Origin of the sequence: Endozoicomonas arenosclerae (genome assembly GCF_001562015.1) — a bacterium.
Taxonomy (GTDB): domain Bacteria; phylum Pseudomonadota; class Gammaproteobacteria; order Pseudomonadales; family Endozoicomonadaceae; genus Endozoicomonas_A; species Endozoicomonas_A arenosclerae.
This window is the reverse complement of record NZ_LASA01000051.1, coordinates 143,483-161,096: the sequence shown is the minus strand read 5'-3', so window position 1 is coordinate 161,096 and position 17,614 is coordinate 143,483. Positions and strand designations below refer to the sequence as shown.

General features: G+C 47.4%; 14 protein-coding genes. 4 read left to right on the top strand and 10 right to left on the bottom strand.

Annotation, left to right across the window (positions count from 1 at the left end; all coding sequences use genetic code 11):
- Positions 1-54 precede the first annotated feature (54 nt).
- The gene (gene tcdA, locus WG89_RS03870; RefSeq protein ID WP_062261512.1) at positions 55-864 is read right to left on the bottom strand and encodes a tRNA cyclic N6-threonylcarbamoyladenosine(37) synthase TcdA; all 810 of its coding nucleotides are present in this window, start codon (positions 862-864) and stop codon (positions 55-57) included.
- 155 nt (positions 865-1,019) lie between these two features.
- Between tcdA and glk the strand changes: the two genes are divergently transcribed.
- On the top strand, positions 1,020-1,991 hold the full coding sequence (glk, locus tag WG89_RS03865; protein WP_172806703.1) for a glucokinase: 972 nt from the start codon (positions 1,020-1,022) through the stop codon (positions 1,989-1,991).
- Between the two features lie 179 nt (positions 1,992-2,170).
- On the opposite strand, the gene lamB is transcribed toward glk, so the two are convergent.
- Positions 2,171-3,625: a maltoporin LamB gene (lamB, locus tag WG89_RS03860; RefSeq protein ID WP_062261506.1), complete on the bottom strand. Its 1,455-nt coding sequence runs from the start codon at positions 3,623-3,625 to the stop codon at positions 2,171-2,173.
- Positions 3,626-4,117: 492 nt separating this feature from the next.
- Here lamB and WG89_RS03855 point away from each other — a divergent pair, with 492 nt between their 5' ends.
- A complete protein-coding gene (locus WG89_RS03855) occupies positions 4,118-5,128 on the top strand; it encodes a MalM family protein (RefSeq protein ID WP_172806702.1) in 1,011 nt (336 codons plus the stop codon).
- 71 nt (positions 5,129-5,199) lie between these two features.
- On the opposite strand, the gene malQ is transcribed toward WG89_RS03855, so the two are convergent.
- The 6 genes from malQ to WG89_RS03825 form a co-directional block, all read right to left on the bottom strand.
- Positions 5,200-7,392, bottom strand: coding sequence for a 4-alpha-glucanotransferase (gene malQ, locus WG89_RS03850; protein ID WP_062261499.1), 2,193 nt, complete (start codon positions 7,390-7,392; stop codon positions 5,200-5,202).
- Between the two features lie 11 nt (positions 7,393-7,403).
- Positions 7,404-8,540 carry an ABC transporter ATP-binding protein gene (locus WG89_RS03845; RefSeq protein ID WP_062261496.1) on the bottom strand — a complete coding sequence of 379 codons (1,137 nt, stop codon included), beginning with the start codon at positions 8,538-8,540 and terminating at the stop codon, positions 7,404-7,406.
- A 107-nt stretch (positions 8,541-8,647) separates the two neighbouring features.
- A complete protein-coding gene (malG, locus tag WG89_RS03840; RefSeq protein WP_062261493.1) occupies positions 8,648-9,535 on the bottom strand; it encodes a maltose ABC transporter permease MalG in 888 nt (295 codons plus the stop codon).
- Between the two features lie 6 nt (positions 9,536-9,541).
- Positions 9,542-11,122 (bottom strand): maltose ABC transporter permease MalF, encoded by a 1,581-nt coding sequence (gene malF / locus WG89_RS03835; protein WP_245662866.1) that lies wholly within the window; start codon positions 11,120-11,122, stop codon positions 9,542-9,544.
- Between the two features lie 239 nt (positions 11,123-11,361).
- The gene (malE, locus tag WG89_RS03830; RefSeq protein WP_062261487.1) at positions 11,362-12,588 is read right to left on the bottom strand and encodes a maltose/maltodextrin ABC transporter substrate-binding protein MalE; all 1,227 of its coding nucleotides are present in this window, start codon (positions 12,586-12,588) and stop codon (positions 11,362-11,364) included.
- A 506-nt stretch (positions 12,589-13,094) separates the two neighbouring features.
- On the bottom strand, positions 13,095-14,153 hold the full coding sequence (locus WG89_RS03825; RefSeq protein ID WP_062261484.1) for a MalM family protein: 1,059 nt from the start codon (positions 14,151-14,153) through the stop codon (positions 13,095-13,097).
- 248 nt (positions 14,154-14,401) lie between these two features.
- Here WG89_RS03825 and cfa point away from each other — a divergent pair, with 248 nt between their 5' ends.
- The gene (cfa, locus tag WG89_RS03820) at positions 14,402-15,592 is read left to right on the top strand and encodes a cyclopropane fatty acyl phospholipid synthase (RefSeq protein ID WP_079253638.1); all 1,191 of its coding nucleotides are present in this window, start codon (positions 14,402-14,404) and stop codon (positions 15,590-15,592) included.
- A gap of 5 nt (positions 15,593-15,597) precedes the next feature.
- On the opposite strand, the gene WG89_RS03815 is transcribed toward cfa, so the two are convergent.
- Positions 15,598-16,518, bottom strand: a complete 921-nt coding sequence (locus WG89_RS03815) for a permease (RefSeq protein ID WP_062261481.1) — start codon at positions 16,516-16,518, stop codon at positions 15,598-15,600.
- Positions 16,519-16,627: 109 nt separating this feature from the next.
- Here WG89_RS03815 and WG89_RS03810 point away from each other — a divergent pair, with 109 nt between their 5' ends.
- On the top strand, positions 16,628-16,927 hold the full coding sequence (locus WG89_RS03810; RefSeq protein ID WP_062261732.1) for an ArsR/SmtB family transcription factor: 300 nt from the start codon (positions 16,628-16,630) through the stop codon (positions 16,925-16,927).
- A gap of 35 nt (positions 16,928-16,962) precedes the next feature.
- On the opposite strand, the gene WG89_RS03805 is transcribed toward WG89_RS03810, so the two are convergent.
- The gene (locus tag WG89_RS03805; RefSeq protein WP_062261478.1) at positions 16,963-17,451 is read right to left on the bottom strand and encodes a hypothetical protein; all 489 of its coding nucleotides are present in this window, start codon (positions 17,449-17,451) and stop codon (positions 16,963-16,965) included.
- Positions 17,452-17,614: the final 163 nt, after the last annotated feature.

The window sequence follows — 17,614 nt, the reverse complement described above, 5'->3', positions numbered from 1 at the left end:
TGAACCCCAATATCTGGAGATAGAGTAAAAAGGATCTGTTTGAACAGACTGACTTTACTGTGCTTTCTTTTCTGTAAGTTTTTTAATGATACGTGAGACCGCAACAAAGCCAAAGGTTGCAGTCACCACCGTAGCAGCTCCAAAACCGCTGGCACAATCCATTTTGGTTGAACCCAGGTCGGAGGGTTTCTGTTGGCAAACGGTTCCGTCAGGTTGTGGATAAACGGCCTGTTCTGACGAGAATACACAGTCTACCCCAAACTTCCGTTTACTGTTTTTTGTGAAGCCATGGAAGTCGCGTAAGTGACTTCTGACTTTGCGTGCCAGGGGATCGTGCCAGGTTTTGGTGAGGTCAGTGATTTGGATCTGGGTGGGATCCATCTGACCACCGGCACCACCCGTTGTGATGATTGGAATCTTGTTTCTTTTACAGTGATTGATCAGGGCTGCCTTGACCCTGAAACTGTCGATAGCATCCAGCACATAATCAAAGTCCTGATTGATCAGCTCTGAAAGGTTGTCTGTCGTAATAAAATCTTCAATGACGTTGCACTGACATTCAGGGTTAATAGCCCGAATTCGGCTTGCCATAACTTCACATTTGGATTGACCAATAGTCTCGGTTGTGGCGTGTAGCTGACGGTTGATGTTGGTGACACAGACATCATCCAGGTCAATCAGGGTGATGGTTCCAACACCGGTTCTCGCCAGAGCCTCAGCAGCCCAGGAACCTACTCCACCGATACCAATGACACAGACATGGGATTGTTTCAGTTTATCGACCGCATCGCTGCCATAGAGCCTGCGGCTTCCTCCAAATCGGGCATCATAGCCATTGGCTAAGTTTTCTGAAGCAACTGTCATAGAGGGTGTCCGGATGCTCTATTGTAAAAAACGTTCTCTGACGGCCTGGAACAGAATAGCTATTTCCAGGTCAGGATGCTGGGCGCGGGATTATAATACTGACATCCGCACTTGTCATGAAACCTGTTGGTTTCCTCATAGCTTGGGTGTTTCTGATGACTACAGCATTGCGATCTCTGGTGGGTGATATTGGTGGTACCAATGCCCGCTTTGCCCTGGTAAATCCTGACAGCCTGAAACTGGAAGGCATTCAGAGAATGTCGAGTATTGATTACCCCGACCTTGAAGAGGCCGTTCGGGTCTATCTGAAGAGTCAGGGCGTGGAAACTATTGCCAGGGCTTGTCTGGCGGTTGCCGGTCCGGTTCTGGATGGCAAAGTACGATTTACCAACAGTCACTGGAAGATTGATCAGAAACAGTTCAAGGAAGACTTCAATCTGGAAGTGATGGAGCTGATCAACGATTTTGCTGCTCAGGCTCTGGCTGTTCCCCATCTGCCCAGTGAAGAGCTTCTGTCTATTGGACCAGAGCTTGAGATGGATCCCGATGCCGTCAAGCTGGTCATTGGTCCGGGTACCGGCCTGGGGGTTTGTGGATTAATTGAAACCCCTATGGGCTGGAAAGCTTTACCTGGCGAAGGTGGCAATGTCGATTTTGCTCCTACTTCTGAAAGAGATATCAGCGTCTGGCGATTCATGAGAAAAGAGGTGGGAGGTTTGTTAGGCGTTGAGCGAATCCTTTCAGGCTCAGGGTTGGAATTACTTTATGAAGCCCACTCCAGTCTGGATGGTCGGATGGATAGACTTCAGGCGGCAGATATTACAGGCCAGGCATTGGAGGAACATGATTCTCTGGCCTATGAAGTGCTGGATCATTTCTTTGAGATACTGGGCAATACGGCGGGTAATGCAGCACTGACTCTTGGTGCAAGAGGCGGTGTCTATATCGCTGGCGGTATCATCCCACGCGTCAAAAAGCTGTTTGCAAAAGGGACTTTCAGAAAAGCTTTTGAGAGAAGGGATAAGATGAAAGATTATATGTCAGGTATACCTACCTCACTGATTCTGTCTGAGCATCCGGGCTTAACAGGCGCTGCAGCATATCTGAATTGTTCAGGCAATTACTGAAGTCAGGTGTCTTTTAAAAGTATCCCCAAAGGTTGTGGATAAGTCTGGGATTAACCTTTGGGCGACTGCTCAGGCTTCAGGAAAACCAAAAACTCCGAGAAATTGTTTAAAAAATAATCAGTCGTGAGAAAGGGCGGTATAAGAACCGCCCTTAAAGTTATTAACCTGTAATATTACTATTACCACCAGGCTTCAAATTGAACACCGTATGTCCAGCCACTGGAGTCTTTGCCGAAGGTTCTCATGATTTGTTCTGCAGAGGTACCTGTATCGAAGTACTCAAGACCAAGCGCACTGCATTCTTTCTCGAGACCTTCAGATTTTTTGCATAATGGATTGTCGATGGCTTTCCAGTCTGCATAAGTCGCAAATACTCTTATAACGGGTCTTACAAAAGCACCAAACTTTGGATGGAATTGCTGAGCAACTGTGAACTTCACCAATTGGCTATCAAAGTGATGTTGGCCTCCAATGTTTGTAGAAGAATAATAGGCATTCTCTACTTTATCCCATCCTAGCTCTACAGCAGTACTTGTGAGTTCAGTCCATTTCCAGATAGGCCTGACTCCTGCTGTCATCCAGGTTTTTTTGCTGGGTAATCCGGGATCAAGGTTTTGTGCTTTTTTGTCGTAATCTACCTGTGTCCAGGCTGCAACGTACATAATATCCAGTCGATCGGTTAAGGAGAAAGAACCATGATCCAATATGCGATATAACTTATTGCCCTTGAACCATTCTGCACTGTTTATGAAACGACCTGTAGAGCCTACTCCAGGACCAGTCATAGCATCTGTGGCATATTGAAGTGCGAACTTGTTAAAGCCTCCTAGAACTGCCCAGGTTAACTCACCTGTCAGCATCCAGCCGTCTTTATCAACTGACTTTTTAAAGCTCGCTTTATCTGGTGGGTTTCCTTTACCGTAATCTAAGCCCAGTTCAAGGCTGAGGTTGTCCAACAGTTTGATTTCATTCAATCGAATGTCGATGATGTCAGTCTCTACCTCAACTTCCTTTTTTAAAGGGTTGGATGGATCTGTCTTGTCATAATACCCGACTGTAGGAGTATTTCTGAGCCAGGCTATGTCCAGGTTGGCAAAATTTAGATTGATGTCTTCAATGCCTGCACCAGGACCTGAGACATCCCAGTAGTACCAGTCGTTCATATGCACATCATGCCTCTGGTAGAAGCGCTTTCCTGCCCAGAGCATACTTCCTGGCAATGCCTGAAAGATATTTCTTGCCTGCATATTCACTTCTCGAAGAGCAAATTCATTGTTACCAAAGTAGTTGTTTCCCTGCCCTGGCATTTCCCAGTCGTTATTTTGGAATACTTTATATGCAACATTGGTTTCAAGTCTGAAAGAGGTGTCATTATCATCTGCTAATTCAGCACCAAGTTTCAGCTCAGTGTATGTTTCGCACTCATTACCTAAACGATATTTGGCTGGTGCACCAGCTGCTTTAAAGCAAGCCTGGTCTCCACCTTTAGCGGCTCTGCCTATGCCTGAACGGGCGTAGCCATGAAAGTCGACTCCTACGCCTTCAACAGCTAAAGCCATCGTAGTCAGGGAAGCCAGAGAAATAGCTCCAATACTGCGACTCAGAGCAGACAGAGCTCTCTGTTGCTGAATCATTGTGATCTACCTTGTGTGGTGAACGTCGTATAAACCAGAGGTTACGGTTGGCAGGTAACATTCCGGTGAAGTGGGCTAACGATTAGGCACATTTGTAGTTTGATGTTCCTTTCGGTGATTCCTTGAAGTGCATCGGTATACCCGTACAAAAATCTAGACCACAGATTAATAATCAGCAAAAAATCCATGAGGAATTTGACTTATGGCGCATGGTTTTTTTGATCTCAAAGTGGATTTTCAGACTATGTTGTCTTACAGGCTCTGGACTGCATGAGCTATAGCACTTGTTACGTTAAGTGATGCATTGCTGCATTTTTTCTCTTGTTGGTGAATAAAGGTGTATTTTTTATGAATAGATGGGAGAGGTTCTGGAGGTTAAACGGATCGTATAACGGAATGGCTGCTTTTATTCCTTCCATAACGAGATCTTCTTTCAAGCGAATTGGCTTTTTGTTGCCTTGTCTGTATCTGTCAGGTTGCTCTTATTTAAATTTGCCTGACACATTTCAGGATGAAAGGCCGGAACAGACGGAAAGTGAAGGCAAACTCTATGATTCAATGGCGGCAATTAAGTGTCAGCCACTTAAGTTTCCCGCAGGGAAAGACAGAGCCAGAGTTGTAGTGAATGAGTTTACTTCACGCTTAAAGCAGCCTTCGGGAGAAACTCCATTTCTGGCTTTCAAAATACCGGAGACAGGTGTCCATAAAGTCATAATTGACAGCTACGTTGTCAAAGCAGGTAATAAAGAAGAGCTGTTTTATCCGGAAGTGGTCCTTCTGGATAGAAAAGGCAGTATTGTGGGTCGTGTTCCGGCAAGCCAGGTCAAATATCGAAAGCCAGGTTTCACTACCGGGGAAGGTGTTGAAGCGCGTTTCGTAATCGACAATCGAATCCATTCTGCTGATCGAGCAACCTGTATGTTGATCTACACCACTGATAAATCGAGGCAGGAAACAACAACCTTGGTCAATGAAGCTAAGGAGTATGCCAAAGCCTACGGTGTTGTGGCCCCGCCTGTACCAGATCCGGTTGCCTTACATGGAAACCAGGGTCATCTTGGCATCACTATCAAAAGTTCTGACGTTTACACGTCGGAAGTTGTTCCTATGCCTGTAGCGGCTTCTGCAGTAGCTTTGCCAAAAGGGTTGCCCACAGCTGTTGAAGACAGTTTTTCCAAAGAGGTTCGGCAACACTATGTCAATGCCGTTAACTCAGGGCTGAAATCAGGGAGTATTTCACAAGCTCTGGATGCAAGATCTGAGCTGAGAAATATTGTTCGAGCAACGGAAGGCTACTTTGTCAGTCAATACGGTAAGCCAGTAGAAAAGCTCGATATGCCCAAAGCACCGGACGGTAAAGATGGCTATGCTGGCAAAGTGTTGTATCACTATCAAATGCAAGTAGCGGATCAATTGAAGGCTGGTCAGGGCGCTGCAGCATTGCAAGCTGTGGATCAGATAAAAGGCGTTCAGGAAGAAGTGGATCAGTTGTTTAATAAGTAAACATGGATAGATGCATTGAATCCAATTTTTTACCGGGTTCAATGCATCTCAACCAAAGACGAGAGAGCTCTTTATACAGCGTCTCTTCGAATCACGCCCAAATTGTTAAAAAATGATTTGTTAACGGAGTCACTGAATATATTCTCCAAAGTATCTGTCAGCTTCCGACGCCAATTTGGATATTCTTCACTGGTACCCGGAATATTCACCGGAGACTCAATCTGTAACACTTCCTCCAGTTGCAGTACGGTGATTTTGGAAGCGGTTTTTGCCAGGTAGTAGTGAGTCTTTTCCATGAGTTCCCTTGAGTAGCCCATGGTTGAGATATCGTCAGGGTTCATGCCTTCAGGGTGTTCTCCAATGCTGGTGAGTGTTTTGAGCAAGGCGAGCTTCTCCTGATGTCTGGCATCTTTCTCTTGTTGTGCCCTGTTGTGATCATAGATGCCCAGCTGCAGACGCAGATCAAGGTCGACACAGTTCCACCAGGCTTTCAGTGGGGGAATATCGTGGTTGCTGATACAGGTCAGGGCCATAGGTTTGTATTCTTCGGGTGGGGTGAAATGATCACCAAGACACTCAAATAACGCAACCTCGTTTGAGTAGAAAAGGGCAGGAGGCAAAGCTGCTTCAATTTCAGGTGGAACGGTTCCCAGGTCTTCACCAAAGACCAGGCACTGACGACGGTGGCTTTCCAGTTTAATGATGCCCAGAAAATCATCCAGGGGGTAATAAACATAAGCACCAAAGTCTGCAGTTTTTCCCTTTGGGCACCACCAGAGTCTCAGCAAGCCCATCACATGATCAATTCTCAGAGCCCCGCAATGACTCATGTTGGCCTGAACCATTTCAATAAATGGCTGATACTGCTGATCTCTGAGTATCTGAGGGTTAAAAGGAGGGAGTCCCCAGTTCTGTCCCTGAGGGGCGACACCATCGGGAGGTGCACCCACGCCTGCGTCAAGACAATAGAGTGAACGGTTGCTCCAGACATCGGAGCTGCCACTGTCCACACCTACGGCAAGGTCTCGGTAAATTCCGACCAGCATGCCGGCTTCAATAGCCGCCTCCTGAGCCTTGGCCAGCTGGTCTTCAGCCAACCATTGCAGATACATATAGTACTGGATTCTCTTCTGGTTATGACTGGCAAACTCTTTTACCGCATTGGACTCCGGGTCCTGAAACAGGGATTCCCAGCATGGCCAGCCCCAGTTGTTGATGTCCAGGCCTTTGTAGTGCTCATAAATGGTTTCATAGAGAGCATGTCTTGCGAGACCAGGTCCCTTGTTTTTGCAGAAGTTAAGAAAGGCAACGCCGCGAGGACTTTCAGATGTTATATGCTGTTCATAGAAGTGCTCAAAGAGTGTATTCAAAAAGCCAAACTTCAACCAGGCTACCAGACTGTAATCAACGTACTCTTCCTTTCTTGCCTGATTTAACTGCTGCTTGAACTCTGGATCCTCAAAACGCTTCCTGGCTTCTTCACAGTCATCAAAATCAGCGACAGCCATAACATCAATGTACATGGGGTTGATATATGTTCTGCTGGAAGGACTGTAGGGGCTGCAGTGAAGCGGGTTGGCTGGGTAGAGGGCATGAATCGGATTGAGGCCAACAATATCTGCACCCTGTTCAGCCAGTTGAGCGGCCAGTAGCCGAAGGCTTGAGAAATCTCCCATGCCCCAGTCCTGATCAGTTCTCAGGGTATAAAGCTGAATAGCACTGCCCCAGATCCTGTTCCCTTTGTTCAGTTTTTCGGGTTCATAGCAGGTGTCGGGAGCAATGATAATCAGTGATTGACCTCTCGTATTGTTACTTTGCAGAGAGAGCTTGTGGTAGCCCAGTGGCAAGTCGTCTGGCAGTTTGAACATCAGGTGGTGGTAAGTTGTGTCGTCAAGTGTCCTGCTGGTTTCTGCCGTCATGTCTCCAGTGTTCAAGGTCAGAAGATGCTGACTGCCTGTTTCCAGCGTTATTTCAGCCTTGAACAGGTTGCCCATCTGTCGTTCATCCACATGCAGACTGATAAGGCAGGGCTGTCCTCGGGTAAAGACATAAACAGGTGAGATTAGCTGTTGCCACCTTTGCTGCTCGTTGTCGTTTATAGCATGCTGAATGGCTTCATCTGAATCAACTTCGAGCCCCAAGGCTCTGAGAATTGGTAATTTGTATTCTGTTGGAACATTAACAGGGTTGCCGGCCCAGTCATCGTACTCTCCTGATATGCCACAGTGCCCAGCCAACAGTTCAATCAGTTTAGGATCAGACATAACGGTTTCTCTTATAAGTCGTAGGCTGGAGCCTGGGTACGATGAAAAGCTTTTCCTTCTGCGTTGAACAGGTGACAAAGCTGGATCGGGAGCTCAATCTTCATTTTGCTGTTCACTTCCCGTTTACGAGAGTCTTCAACCCGCACAATAAAGTTCTCACGAATGGTATCGTGGCTCATGTAGATGTAGGACTCGGCTCCAAGGCGTTCAAGTGTTTCGACTTTACCTTCAACGGCATTGCCGTTATCTGTTTCTGCCAGTGCATCTTCAGGTCGGATACCCAGTACAACTCTGTCGCCTTTGTTGGCTGATTGGCTGTCAACATTGGCGGTCAGAATTTCTCCTGTTGTTAGCTTGACCCGGGTTTCGTTATTGCCGGTTTCTTCAATAAAACCATCAAAGAAATTCATTTTTGGAGAACCGATAAAGCCGGCTACAAACAGGTTTGCTGGATGGTGGTAAAGCTCCAGAGGTTTACCGACTTGCTCCAGGTTACTTTCAGCATCGAGAGCCAGAGGGCTGAGAACCACAATATGGTCTGCCAGGGTCATGGCCTCCACCTGATCATGGGTGACATAGATAGAGGTGGTTTCCAGGCGATTGTGCAGTCTGGCTATTTCCTGTCGCATCTGAACCCGAAGCGCTACATCCAGATTGGAAAGGGGCTCATCAAACAGGAAAACCCTTGGCTGCTGTACAATGGAGCGACCAATAGCCACCCTTTGTCGTTGGCCTCCTGACATGGCTTTTGGTTTTCTTTCCAGTAATGCTTCCAGCTGGAGAATACGGGCTGCTTCTTCAACACGGCTGTTTATCAGAGATTTATCGGCTTTGGCCAGCTTGAGACCAAAAGCCATGTTTTCAGCAACAGACATGTGCGGGTAGAGAGCGTAGGACTGAAACACCATGCCCACTCGGCGCTCATTGGGAGGCCAGTCGTTGATCAGCTCTCCGGCAATGGACAGCTCACCTTCCGTGATGTCCTCCAGACCACAGACCATACGAAGCAGAGTCGATTTACCGCAACCAGAAGGACCGATAAAAGCGATAAACTCACCCTCTGCAATGTTCAGGTTGATATTCTTCAGTGTCCAGGTCTTTCCCTGGTCGTAGCTTTTGGAAACATTGACAAGCTTAACTTCAGCCATAGGGTTTTCCGTTTTTCATTCGCAGTCTTGCGATCATTTGCCGTAACGGGTTCTAGGAGCCTGTAGAACTTAAACTTTTGTTCGACAGGTTCCGGCTGGGTATGTGACTACCCTTTCACTCCACCTGATGTCAGACCGCCGACAATCCAGCGTTGGCACAACAGGAAAATAATGGAGATAGGCAGGCCCGATAGAACAGCTGCCGCAGCAAAGTCTCCCCAGAGATAGTTCTGTGGATTCAGGTATTGTCTTGAGCCCACCGCCAGTGTCAGGTTATCCATACTTTGCAGAAGTACAGACGCTACCGGGTATTCGGCAATGCTGGTGATAAATGCCAGGATGAACACAACAGCCAGTATGGGCGTCGAAAGGGGCAGCAATACATATCGGAATGCCTGCCAGGATGTAGCACCGTCGATGGCGGCCGCTTCTTCCAGAGACAGGTCGATCGTTTCGAAATAGCCTTTGATCAGCCAGATATGCAGTGCAAGACCACCCAGATAGGCGACAGTTACCGAGCCCAGGCTGTCCAGCCCCAACCAGGGGACATAGCTACCAATCTGGTCGAACAGGGAATAGATAGCCACCAGGGCCAGAACGGCGGGGAACATTTGCAGAATCATCATGGCTGTCAGCATGGATTCCTTAAAACGAAATCTCAGCCTGGCAAAGGCGTAGGCGCCGGTCGTGGACAGCAGCAGGATTAAAACGGTGGAAATAAAAGCCACCTTGATGGAATTCCAAAGCCACAACAGAACAGGAAAAGGTGGCTGGGTCATGGAACCGTCGGCATTTTCCCAGGGAATACCAAACGCAAGATACCAGTGTTCCAGACTGGGGTTACTAGGTATCAGGTCGCCGGTGGCAAAATTACCGGAACGAAACGATACCGAGATGATCATCAGAAAGGGAAACATGATCAGGCAGAGGAACAGGATCATGAAGATCCTGGCTGTCCAGACCCGGTATTTCAGGTTTCTAGGCTGTACCATCATAGTCGTTCACTCCAGTACCCGTTTGGTGGCTTTCAGGTTCACCCAGGCAATGACACCCACCATTATGAAAATAAAGGTCGCAATCGCTGAAGCCAGTCCGTAATCCTGTCCATACTGACCAAAGGCGATACGGAAGGTGTAGCTGACCAGTATGTCGGTTGCACCGGCCGGTGTGCTTGCACCAATGATGTTGGGTGCACCGTCGGTCAACAGGGCAATCAGCACCAGATTGTTGAAGTTGAAGGCAAAGCTGGCAATTAAGAGGGGCGTCAGAGGTTTGATGATCATTGGCAGGGTGATGCTGAAAAAGTTCTGGATAGGAGAAGCACCGTCGATGGCTGAAGCCTCGTAAAGGTCATCCGGAATCGACTTTAACAAGCCGATGGCAAGAATCATCATGTAGGGGTAACCCAGCCAGGTGTTGACGATAACCACCATGGTTTTTGCCAGGAACTCATTGCTGAACCATTCTGGCTGAACTCCGAACAGCAGGTTCAACAACATGTTGATCTCCCCAAAGTTCTGATTAAACAACCCCCTGAAAATCAGAATGGAGATGAAGGCCGGTACTGCGTAGGGGAGGATCAGCAACAGTCTGTAGACACCATTCCCCTTCAGCGGCTCCCACTGAACCAGGCAGGCCATCAGTAATCCCACAACCAGAGTGAAGAATACCGATAGACCGGCAAACACAATGGTCCAGGTGAATATTTGCAGGAAAGGTCCCTGAATGCCCGGGTCATTGATCACGCGGACGAAATTGTCCCAACCGTTATAAACGACAAATCCAGGCCCTGTCTGCTTTCCTGCTGAATCGGGTTGCCCTTCAGGGACTTCAATGTAAAAGCCGGTTTCATAGTTGGGTTTGAGCTGGTTTCCGTTTCTGACGTCTTCCAGTGTGTCGTGACCAATATCCCGATAGATTTTTGACATGGGGCCGAACTTTCTAAGGCTGGTCATCGACAGTTCAGAGCTGTCGGGCAGTTCAATCGCCAGCTTTTTCAGTGTTTGACGAAGCTTGATGGTGTCGCGAAAAGGCAGCTCTTCTCCTTCAGGCAAGTCTGGCGAAAAGTCGGTTTTCAATGGGGAAGGAATAGTCGTTTCGTTGAAGGGCTGACTGACCAGGTGTTTGTCAGCTTCCTTGTTGCTGATAAACAGTATTCTGTAATCGGAGTCTTGCTGATAGACCTTGAAGTTGTAGGACTCGCCATCCGTCTTATAGGTTTTTCGCAAATGAAGCAGTTTAACCCGTTCCAGCGGCAACAAATTACTGGAGCTGTAATTGGTAAAAGCGACATTAACCGTATAGATAAGGGGGAAAACTATAAAAATAGAGACACCCAGAAGGGCAGGGAAAACATACCGGTAGTTGTACCCCTTGTTGCTGATGAACACCCAGGTTCCGGTACAGACAATCAAAAGGATGATCAGGGCAAAGGCTATCTCTTCCTGGGCGTACATCAAAGTCACGCCGTAGAGCAATATCAGATCAATCAGGCCAATAATTCCCCAAACCAGCCAGGTCATTGGGCTTTGGGCTTTCTGATCAGCCTCCATAGGTATGCCTCCGGGGCAGGTGCTGCTCATACTTACTGATGTGATGAGCAAAGCTCAAAGTACATCGATGGTTGTTTTTTGTTGCGATAGATAAAGAGGAGTACGACTGACAGCGTGCAGAAAGCCAGATATTAGTCTGGGTGAGTCAGAAGTAGAGCCTCGGACAGAACATGCATTCCATCTCGATGAGTGGACTGCATGTTCTGAAATGGCTGTGCTTTCAATATTAAACAGCCATGAGCGAGAAATTATTTTTCCCGGTAGACAGCCTAGTTGACAATCCGTTTGGCTGCGTCATTAAGCGCGCTCTTGTAGTCCTGTCTGCCTGATGTGATGTTCAGGAGAGCAGACTCCATGGCAGACCAGAACTTGCCCATTTCAGGTACGTTGGGCATCAGCAAACCATGAACGGCGTTGTCATAAGTAGCTTTGATGCGAGGGTCTTTTTCCAGCTCTTTCATGTAGCTTTTGTTAGCTACAGCACCCAGCGGAACATCGCTGTTCATAGTACGAAGACCGTCGTCTGTCAGCAGGTAGTTCTCAAGAAACTCTTTGGACAGGGATTTGTTGGGACTGGCGCTGTTCAGTGTTGCCCCCCAGACACCCACAAAGGCTTTGGAGCGCTGGCCGTTGATGCTGGGTAGAGCGGCTACACCGTAATTCAGTTTTTTACCGTTGATCTTGCTCTTGTCCAGGTTTGACCAGGCCCAGGGACCGGTAATCATCATGGCTGATTTACCGTTATTGAAGCTGGATTCCATGACGCCGTAATCAACGCCTCTGGGCAATACACCTTTATCAATCAGTTCAGTCAGCATTTTTGCCCCGGCCATGGCTCCGGCATTATTGACACCAGTGTCTTTGACATCATAGCCAGTGGGGGTTTTCTTGAAGACGTAGCCCCCGTCTGCAGCAAGCATGGGCATGGTGAAGTAGGGTTGGATCTGGTCCCACATAATGGTGGTCACTTTGCCTTCCTTGCGTTTAGCCAGTTTATCTTTGAGTGGGAACATTTCTTCAAACGAACTGGGAGGGGCAGGCAGAATATCCTTGTTGTAAATAAGACTGATGGCTTCCATGGAAATAGGATAACCATAGGTTTTACCGTTGACTGTCATAGCTTCCCATCCCAGATTATCAATCTTGTTCTTGAAATTAGGAGTGGGGTTTACAGGAGACAACAATCCGCTTTTAACCCATTCACCGTATCGGTCGTGAGCCCAGAACAGGATGTCGGGACCACTGCCTGAGGCGGCAGCCTGTTGAAAACGATCGGTAATGTTTTCCGGAATCTCGACCTTGACCTTGATCCCCGTGTCTTCTTCAAACTCCTTACCTATTTCACGGATGCCATTGTAAGCCTTGTCGCCGCCTACCCAGATTACCAGTTCGTCATCCTGAAAGGAGTAGGCACTGAACGGGCTGAAGGCAGCGCCGAGAGTAATTGCAGCAGCGGCTACGGTATTGCCAAGTGGAGTACCCAGTATTTTGATCATCAGTCAACGGCTCCCGATCAATTTGGCTGTTCAGGTGAAGGCATCAGGAAGGCTCTCCAGACGCTTTCAGTGAGACACACTTCATTCGCAACCGGGTATGACGTTCTTTCCGTTGAGTATTAGATATGCTTTTTCCCTTAGCGGTACGGTCGTGTATGAAGTTTCACACTTTTCAGGCTGATATGTCTTATGACAGCCTGAAATGAAAGATAAATGCTCAGTCTGCTATTGCTTCAGCAGAGCTGAAATAATTCATTCAATAATAGCGGTAGAATAGAGAGGCGATGATGATGTGAAGAACAAATTTTATCAAGAGAGCCTTTTTCACATAATGTTCTAAAAATAAAAGTTAATATGAATTAAAGATAAAAACATATAAACGACTAAGGGCTTTTAATTAAAAGGATATATTTTTAATAGTTTTTAGAATTAATAAGGGAGATGTTGAACCGGCCCGGAATACTCAATACATGATTTTGGGCCGGTTATCAGCAGGCTGAAATTATTTAGAAAAGCTCGTCAATATCTCTCGACAGTGCGCCCGCCTTGTCAATGATGGCCAATGCAGCCTGAGCGTCTTCCCTCTTCATTTCCAAAGCCAGTTGCCGCTCAAATTCTAGATTCAGAGTCTTTTCAGGAGACAGGCTTTGAGGTTTGCCAGGTAACTTAATGCTCTCGGAAGGTTGTCCGTAGGATTGCGAGAATTGCTTTTGCAACAGTGCATGAAGCTGGCGCGCATTTTCTCTCAGAGCCAAGGCCGTTTGGATATCTGCAGCTTCAATAGCCGATTTAACTTCGGTCAGGTAATCGGCAGAAACGGATAAGGTGTTTGTTGCTACTTTGGGTTTGGCCAGCTCGGGAGTGGCTGGAACATAGTCAGGACGCTGGGCTTTTTTCACCGTCTTCAAGCGGGAATGACTGATTAGAGGCGTCACTTCCAGTCTGAGTGTTCCACTATTGGCTGCAACAGCAAAAACATCCGGGGTGGGAGGAGCGGTACGAGCGCGAATTCTTGCGTACTCTTCATCAAAGTTGGCTACTTTGACGGAGTACTTTTGTGCTTCTTCCGTTGTCAGCAGAGCCAGGTAGACAGGCGGAGACTTCCGTTCTTTTCGGTTATCGATGATAAATTCCTGAACAAGAGCTTCTCTGGACAGCATGCTCTGATCGGAATAAACCATTCGTTCTATGGATAGCTTCTGAATCGGTGAGAAGTTTTTATCCAACAGCCAGACTTCCGGCATAAAAGCTTCTGCTTTGGTGCCAAAATCAGTCCGCTGTACCAGACTTTCCAGCTTGAATCGATAAACGCCATAATCTGGCAACTTCCATCCTGCTACAGGTGTGCTCAGTCCATTTATGGAAACCTGGTCGGTTTCCGAAGAGATCTGGCGCTCAATTCGAATGGCTTTTTCATAGACCTGAATGTTGGCATAAGAAACTTCATTCAGTGACTTCAGCGATTTTTGTTCAACGACCTGGGGAGTAGCCATGGCCAGATCATTATTTTGAGTTGCACAGCCGCTTAATACAGCTACGGCCAGCATCAGGGTCAGGCGCTTCATTATGGCTCCGATTTATAATTTCTATTCGTCTTCTATATGACGTTTATCTGAGAACAGCCGTTTAATCGAATCACGATAGAGTTAATAGCGGCTTATGCTCATAGCGGATTATTTGATTTTACCTTCGTCCGGGTAGAATGAATCATTTTGCCATTATGTAAACGATTACAGTGAAGAAGACTTGCCGAGGATCAAATTAACTGCTTTTTTTCATAGAGCTTATCTCCGGTCATTCCGAGGTTAAAATCATGCCTGTGGACATCGGCTCATCATCCTCAGATGAAACTCTTGAAAACTCCCTTGCCCAGCCTGCCCACAAGGTGGGCATTATTGAAGCCTGGCTAAAAAAAGCTGACGTTCAGCTCAACGGGAGCCGACCCTGGGATATCAGGGTTCATAACCCCAAGCTGGTCTCACGGGTCAGAAAAGAGCGCTCTCTTGGTTTGGGTGAGAGCTACATGGAACATTGGTGGGACTGTCAGGCTCTGGATGAGATGTTTTTTCGAATATTGCTGAAAGAACAAAACCACGAGTCGATTACGACGGGTCAGCACATTCTGAACTGGATTGTCAGTCATGTTCTGAATCAGCAATCTAAAGCCCGGGCATTTCAGGTAGGAGAAAAGCATTATGACACAGGTAATGAGCTGTTTGAGCGTATGCTGGATCCTCATATGCAATACAGCTGTGGTTATTGGAAAGATGCACAGACATTGGCAGAAGCTCAGGAAAACAAGCTGGATCTGATCTGTCGCAAACTCCAGCTTGAACCGGGTCAGACTCTTCTGGATATAGGCTGTGGCTGGGGTGGTCTGGCAAAATACGCTGCTAAGAATTATGGGGTTGAAGTAACAGGGCTGACCATTTCTAAAGAACAACAGTTGTTAGCACAGGCAAGGTGCGATGGCTTACCCGTTAACATTCTGCTGCAGGATTACCGCACCCTTGTGGGTAAGTTTGATCGACTGGTTTCAGTAGGCATGTTTGAGCATGTCGGGTTGAAAAATTATCGAACTTACATGAAACAGGCACTCAGGTTGTTGAACAAAGACGGACTGTTTCTACTGCACACCATTGGCACAAACATCACTAGCTGCGATACCGACCCCTGGATCCAAAAGTATATTTTTCCCAACGGCAAGATTCCGTCCCAGACACAGATGACTCATGCGATGGAAGGCTTCTGGGTAATGGAGGACTGGCAAAACCTGGGGCCGGACTATGACAAAACTCTGATGGCCTGGCATGAAAACTTTGTTCAATGCTGGCCGGAGCTGATAAAGACATATGCGGATAAGCAGTATGATGAAGCTTTCTATCGGATGTGGCGATACTATTTGCTGCAATGTGCCGGAGCCTTCCGTGCCAGAGCCCTGCAGCTCTGGCAACTGGTTCTGAGCCCCGAAGGGGCTTCTGACCGATACGATGCTCCAAGATAGTGTTGTCAGAAAATGGCTTGATAAAGAAACCCGGACCCAACCGCCATGGTGAGTATGACCACCAGAAAGGCGACAATCATTTTGTTTTTGAACAGAGACTTGAGCAAAATGACTTCAGTGAGGCTGGCGCCAGCGCTGCCAATGATCAGTGCCATTACGGCGCCCAGTCCCATTCCCTTGGCGGCCAGCGCAGAACTCAGGGGGATCACGGCTTCCGCACGGATATAAAGTGGAATGCCGATCACCGCAGCTACCGGAATAGCTAAAGGATTGCTGTCACTGGCTACCTGGGCAACAAACTCGGTGGGCATAAAGCCATATATGGCGGAACCCAGAGCAATACCTCCTATCAGATAAGGCAACACTTTTTTGAAATCTTTCCAGGTTGATTGCCAGACGGACTTCCAGATAGAAGGCTTTGGCTGGCCACTGCAGCCACTTTGGCAGCTGGAGGCAGGTGCCAGATAGGCGTCTGCTTTCACATACTGTTCAAAGCCAAGTTTTTCCAGTGTGAATCCGGCAATAACCGATACCCCCATAGCCATGGCGAAATAAAATAGAGTCACCTGCAAGCCGAAGGTGACGGCAAACAAGCCAATGATAATGGGGTTAAGCAAAGGACTGGCAAAGAGAAAAACCATCATGGTGCCGAAACCAGCTTGTGCCCTTAGTAGTCCTTTCAAAAATGGAATGGTTGAACAGGAGCAGAAAGGGGTAATGGCACCGAGAAAAGCAGCCAGTACATAACCTTTTCCATTTCTGCTGCTCAGAAGGTCCCTGATTTTTTCAGGGGGAATGAAGGACTGCAGCAGCCCCACCAGATAGCTGATGGCCAGAAACAGTACTGTCAGTTCCGCAGCCAGAAAAAAGAACATGCCCAGAGTGTCTGCCAGAGCCTGGTTCTCGATCAGTGATGTATCAAACATAATAGATGCCTCTATATTTCCAGAATAATCGAAATATAAGATTTATAATTGGCTGGGTCAATATATTTCTAGTAATATCGAATTATTGGATTTGTTGAGGATGACACTGGTGGAAATAGAAGCAGTGGCGAAAGCCTTGAAAGAATTGGGGCATCCAACTCGACTGGCGATTTTTCAGAAAGTAGTTCGTGCCGGTTTTCAGGGGATTGCAGTGGGTCAGTTGCAGGAGCATTTAGCCGTGCCGGGCTCAACCCTCTCTCATCATATCTCCAGCTTGGCATCTGCGGGTCTTCTGACTCAACGCAGAGAGGGAAGAACCTTGTATTGCGTGGCTGAGTTCGAACAGTTGGAATCGGTGATCGGTTTTTTGCAGGATGAGTGCTGTCTGGATGAAGAAAAACAGCCATGAGATTTCACACCGTAGAATCAGAGTCGAAAGTGAACTCATAATTCGTCAGTAGTGTGAAGTTCATCGAGTTGAGTGGGAAGCGGATTTCCAAGAATCTGTACCGGGATGTATCGCATACCCTCTTCAGTGATCGCTTGAATGACGCCGTAAGCCATACCGATACCACCCCCTACACCCGTTCCCAAAGTGATAAAAACACAACAGGTAAGAGCAGTGATGACCCCATAGGCTGTTGCCTCCCTGGCCACATCAGAGGGGCCTTCATTTATTCCATGAAGCACTCCCATTGAGGCTGGAAGTGTAACTCCGAGGGCGCCTCCGACTGTGGCACCATGCTTTGCACCGGTAAAAGTAGCCTCCAGAGTTGACTGAGCATGCCGGATGATTCGCTCTGAAACGGTTTCGACAACTTTTTGTTCCTGAGAAGTAATGGGACTATCTGGAGAGGCCTGGAGTTGTTGAACGGCGCTCAGTATCAAAAGAGTCAGAAAAATAGAGTGGCTCAGTCTGCACCGTGGCTTCATATCAAACCCCAGAGTGTCTTGGTAATGTTAAGTTGTCGTATTTAAAGAAAGGCTTTTCTAGTTTAGGTGGGTATTACTAAGTTGTAGTAGCTAAGAGCAGAAAAATTAATGAAGAGCTGCAGCTTTATGGCAGGKACAGGAAATTGCATCCTGCACCTGCATG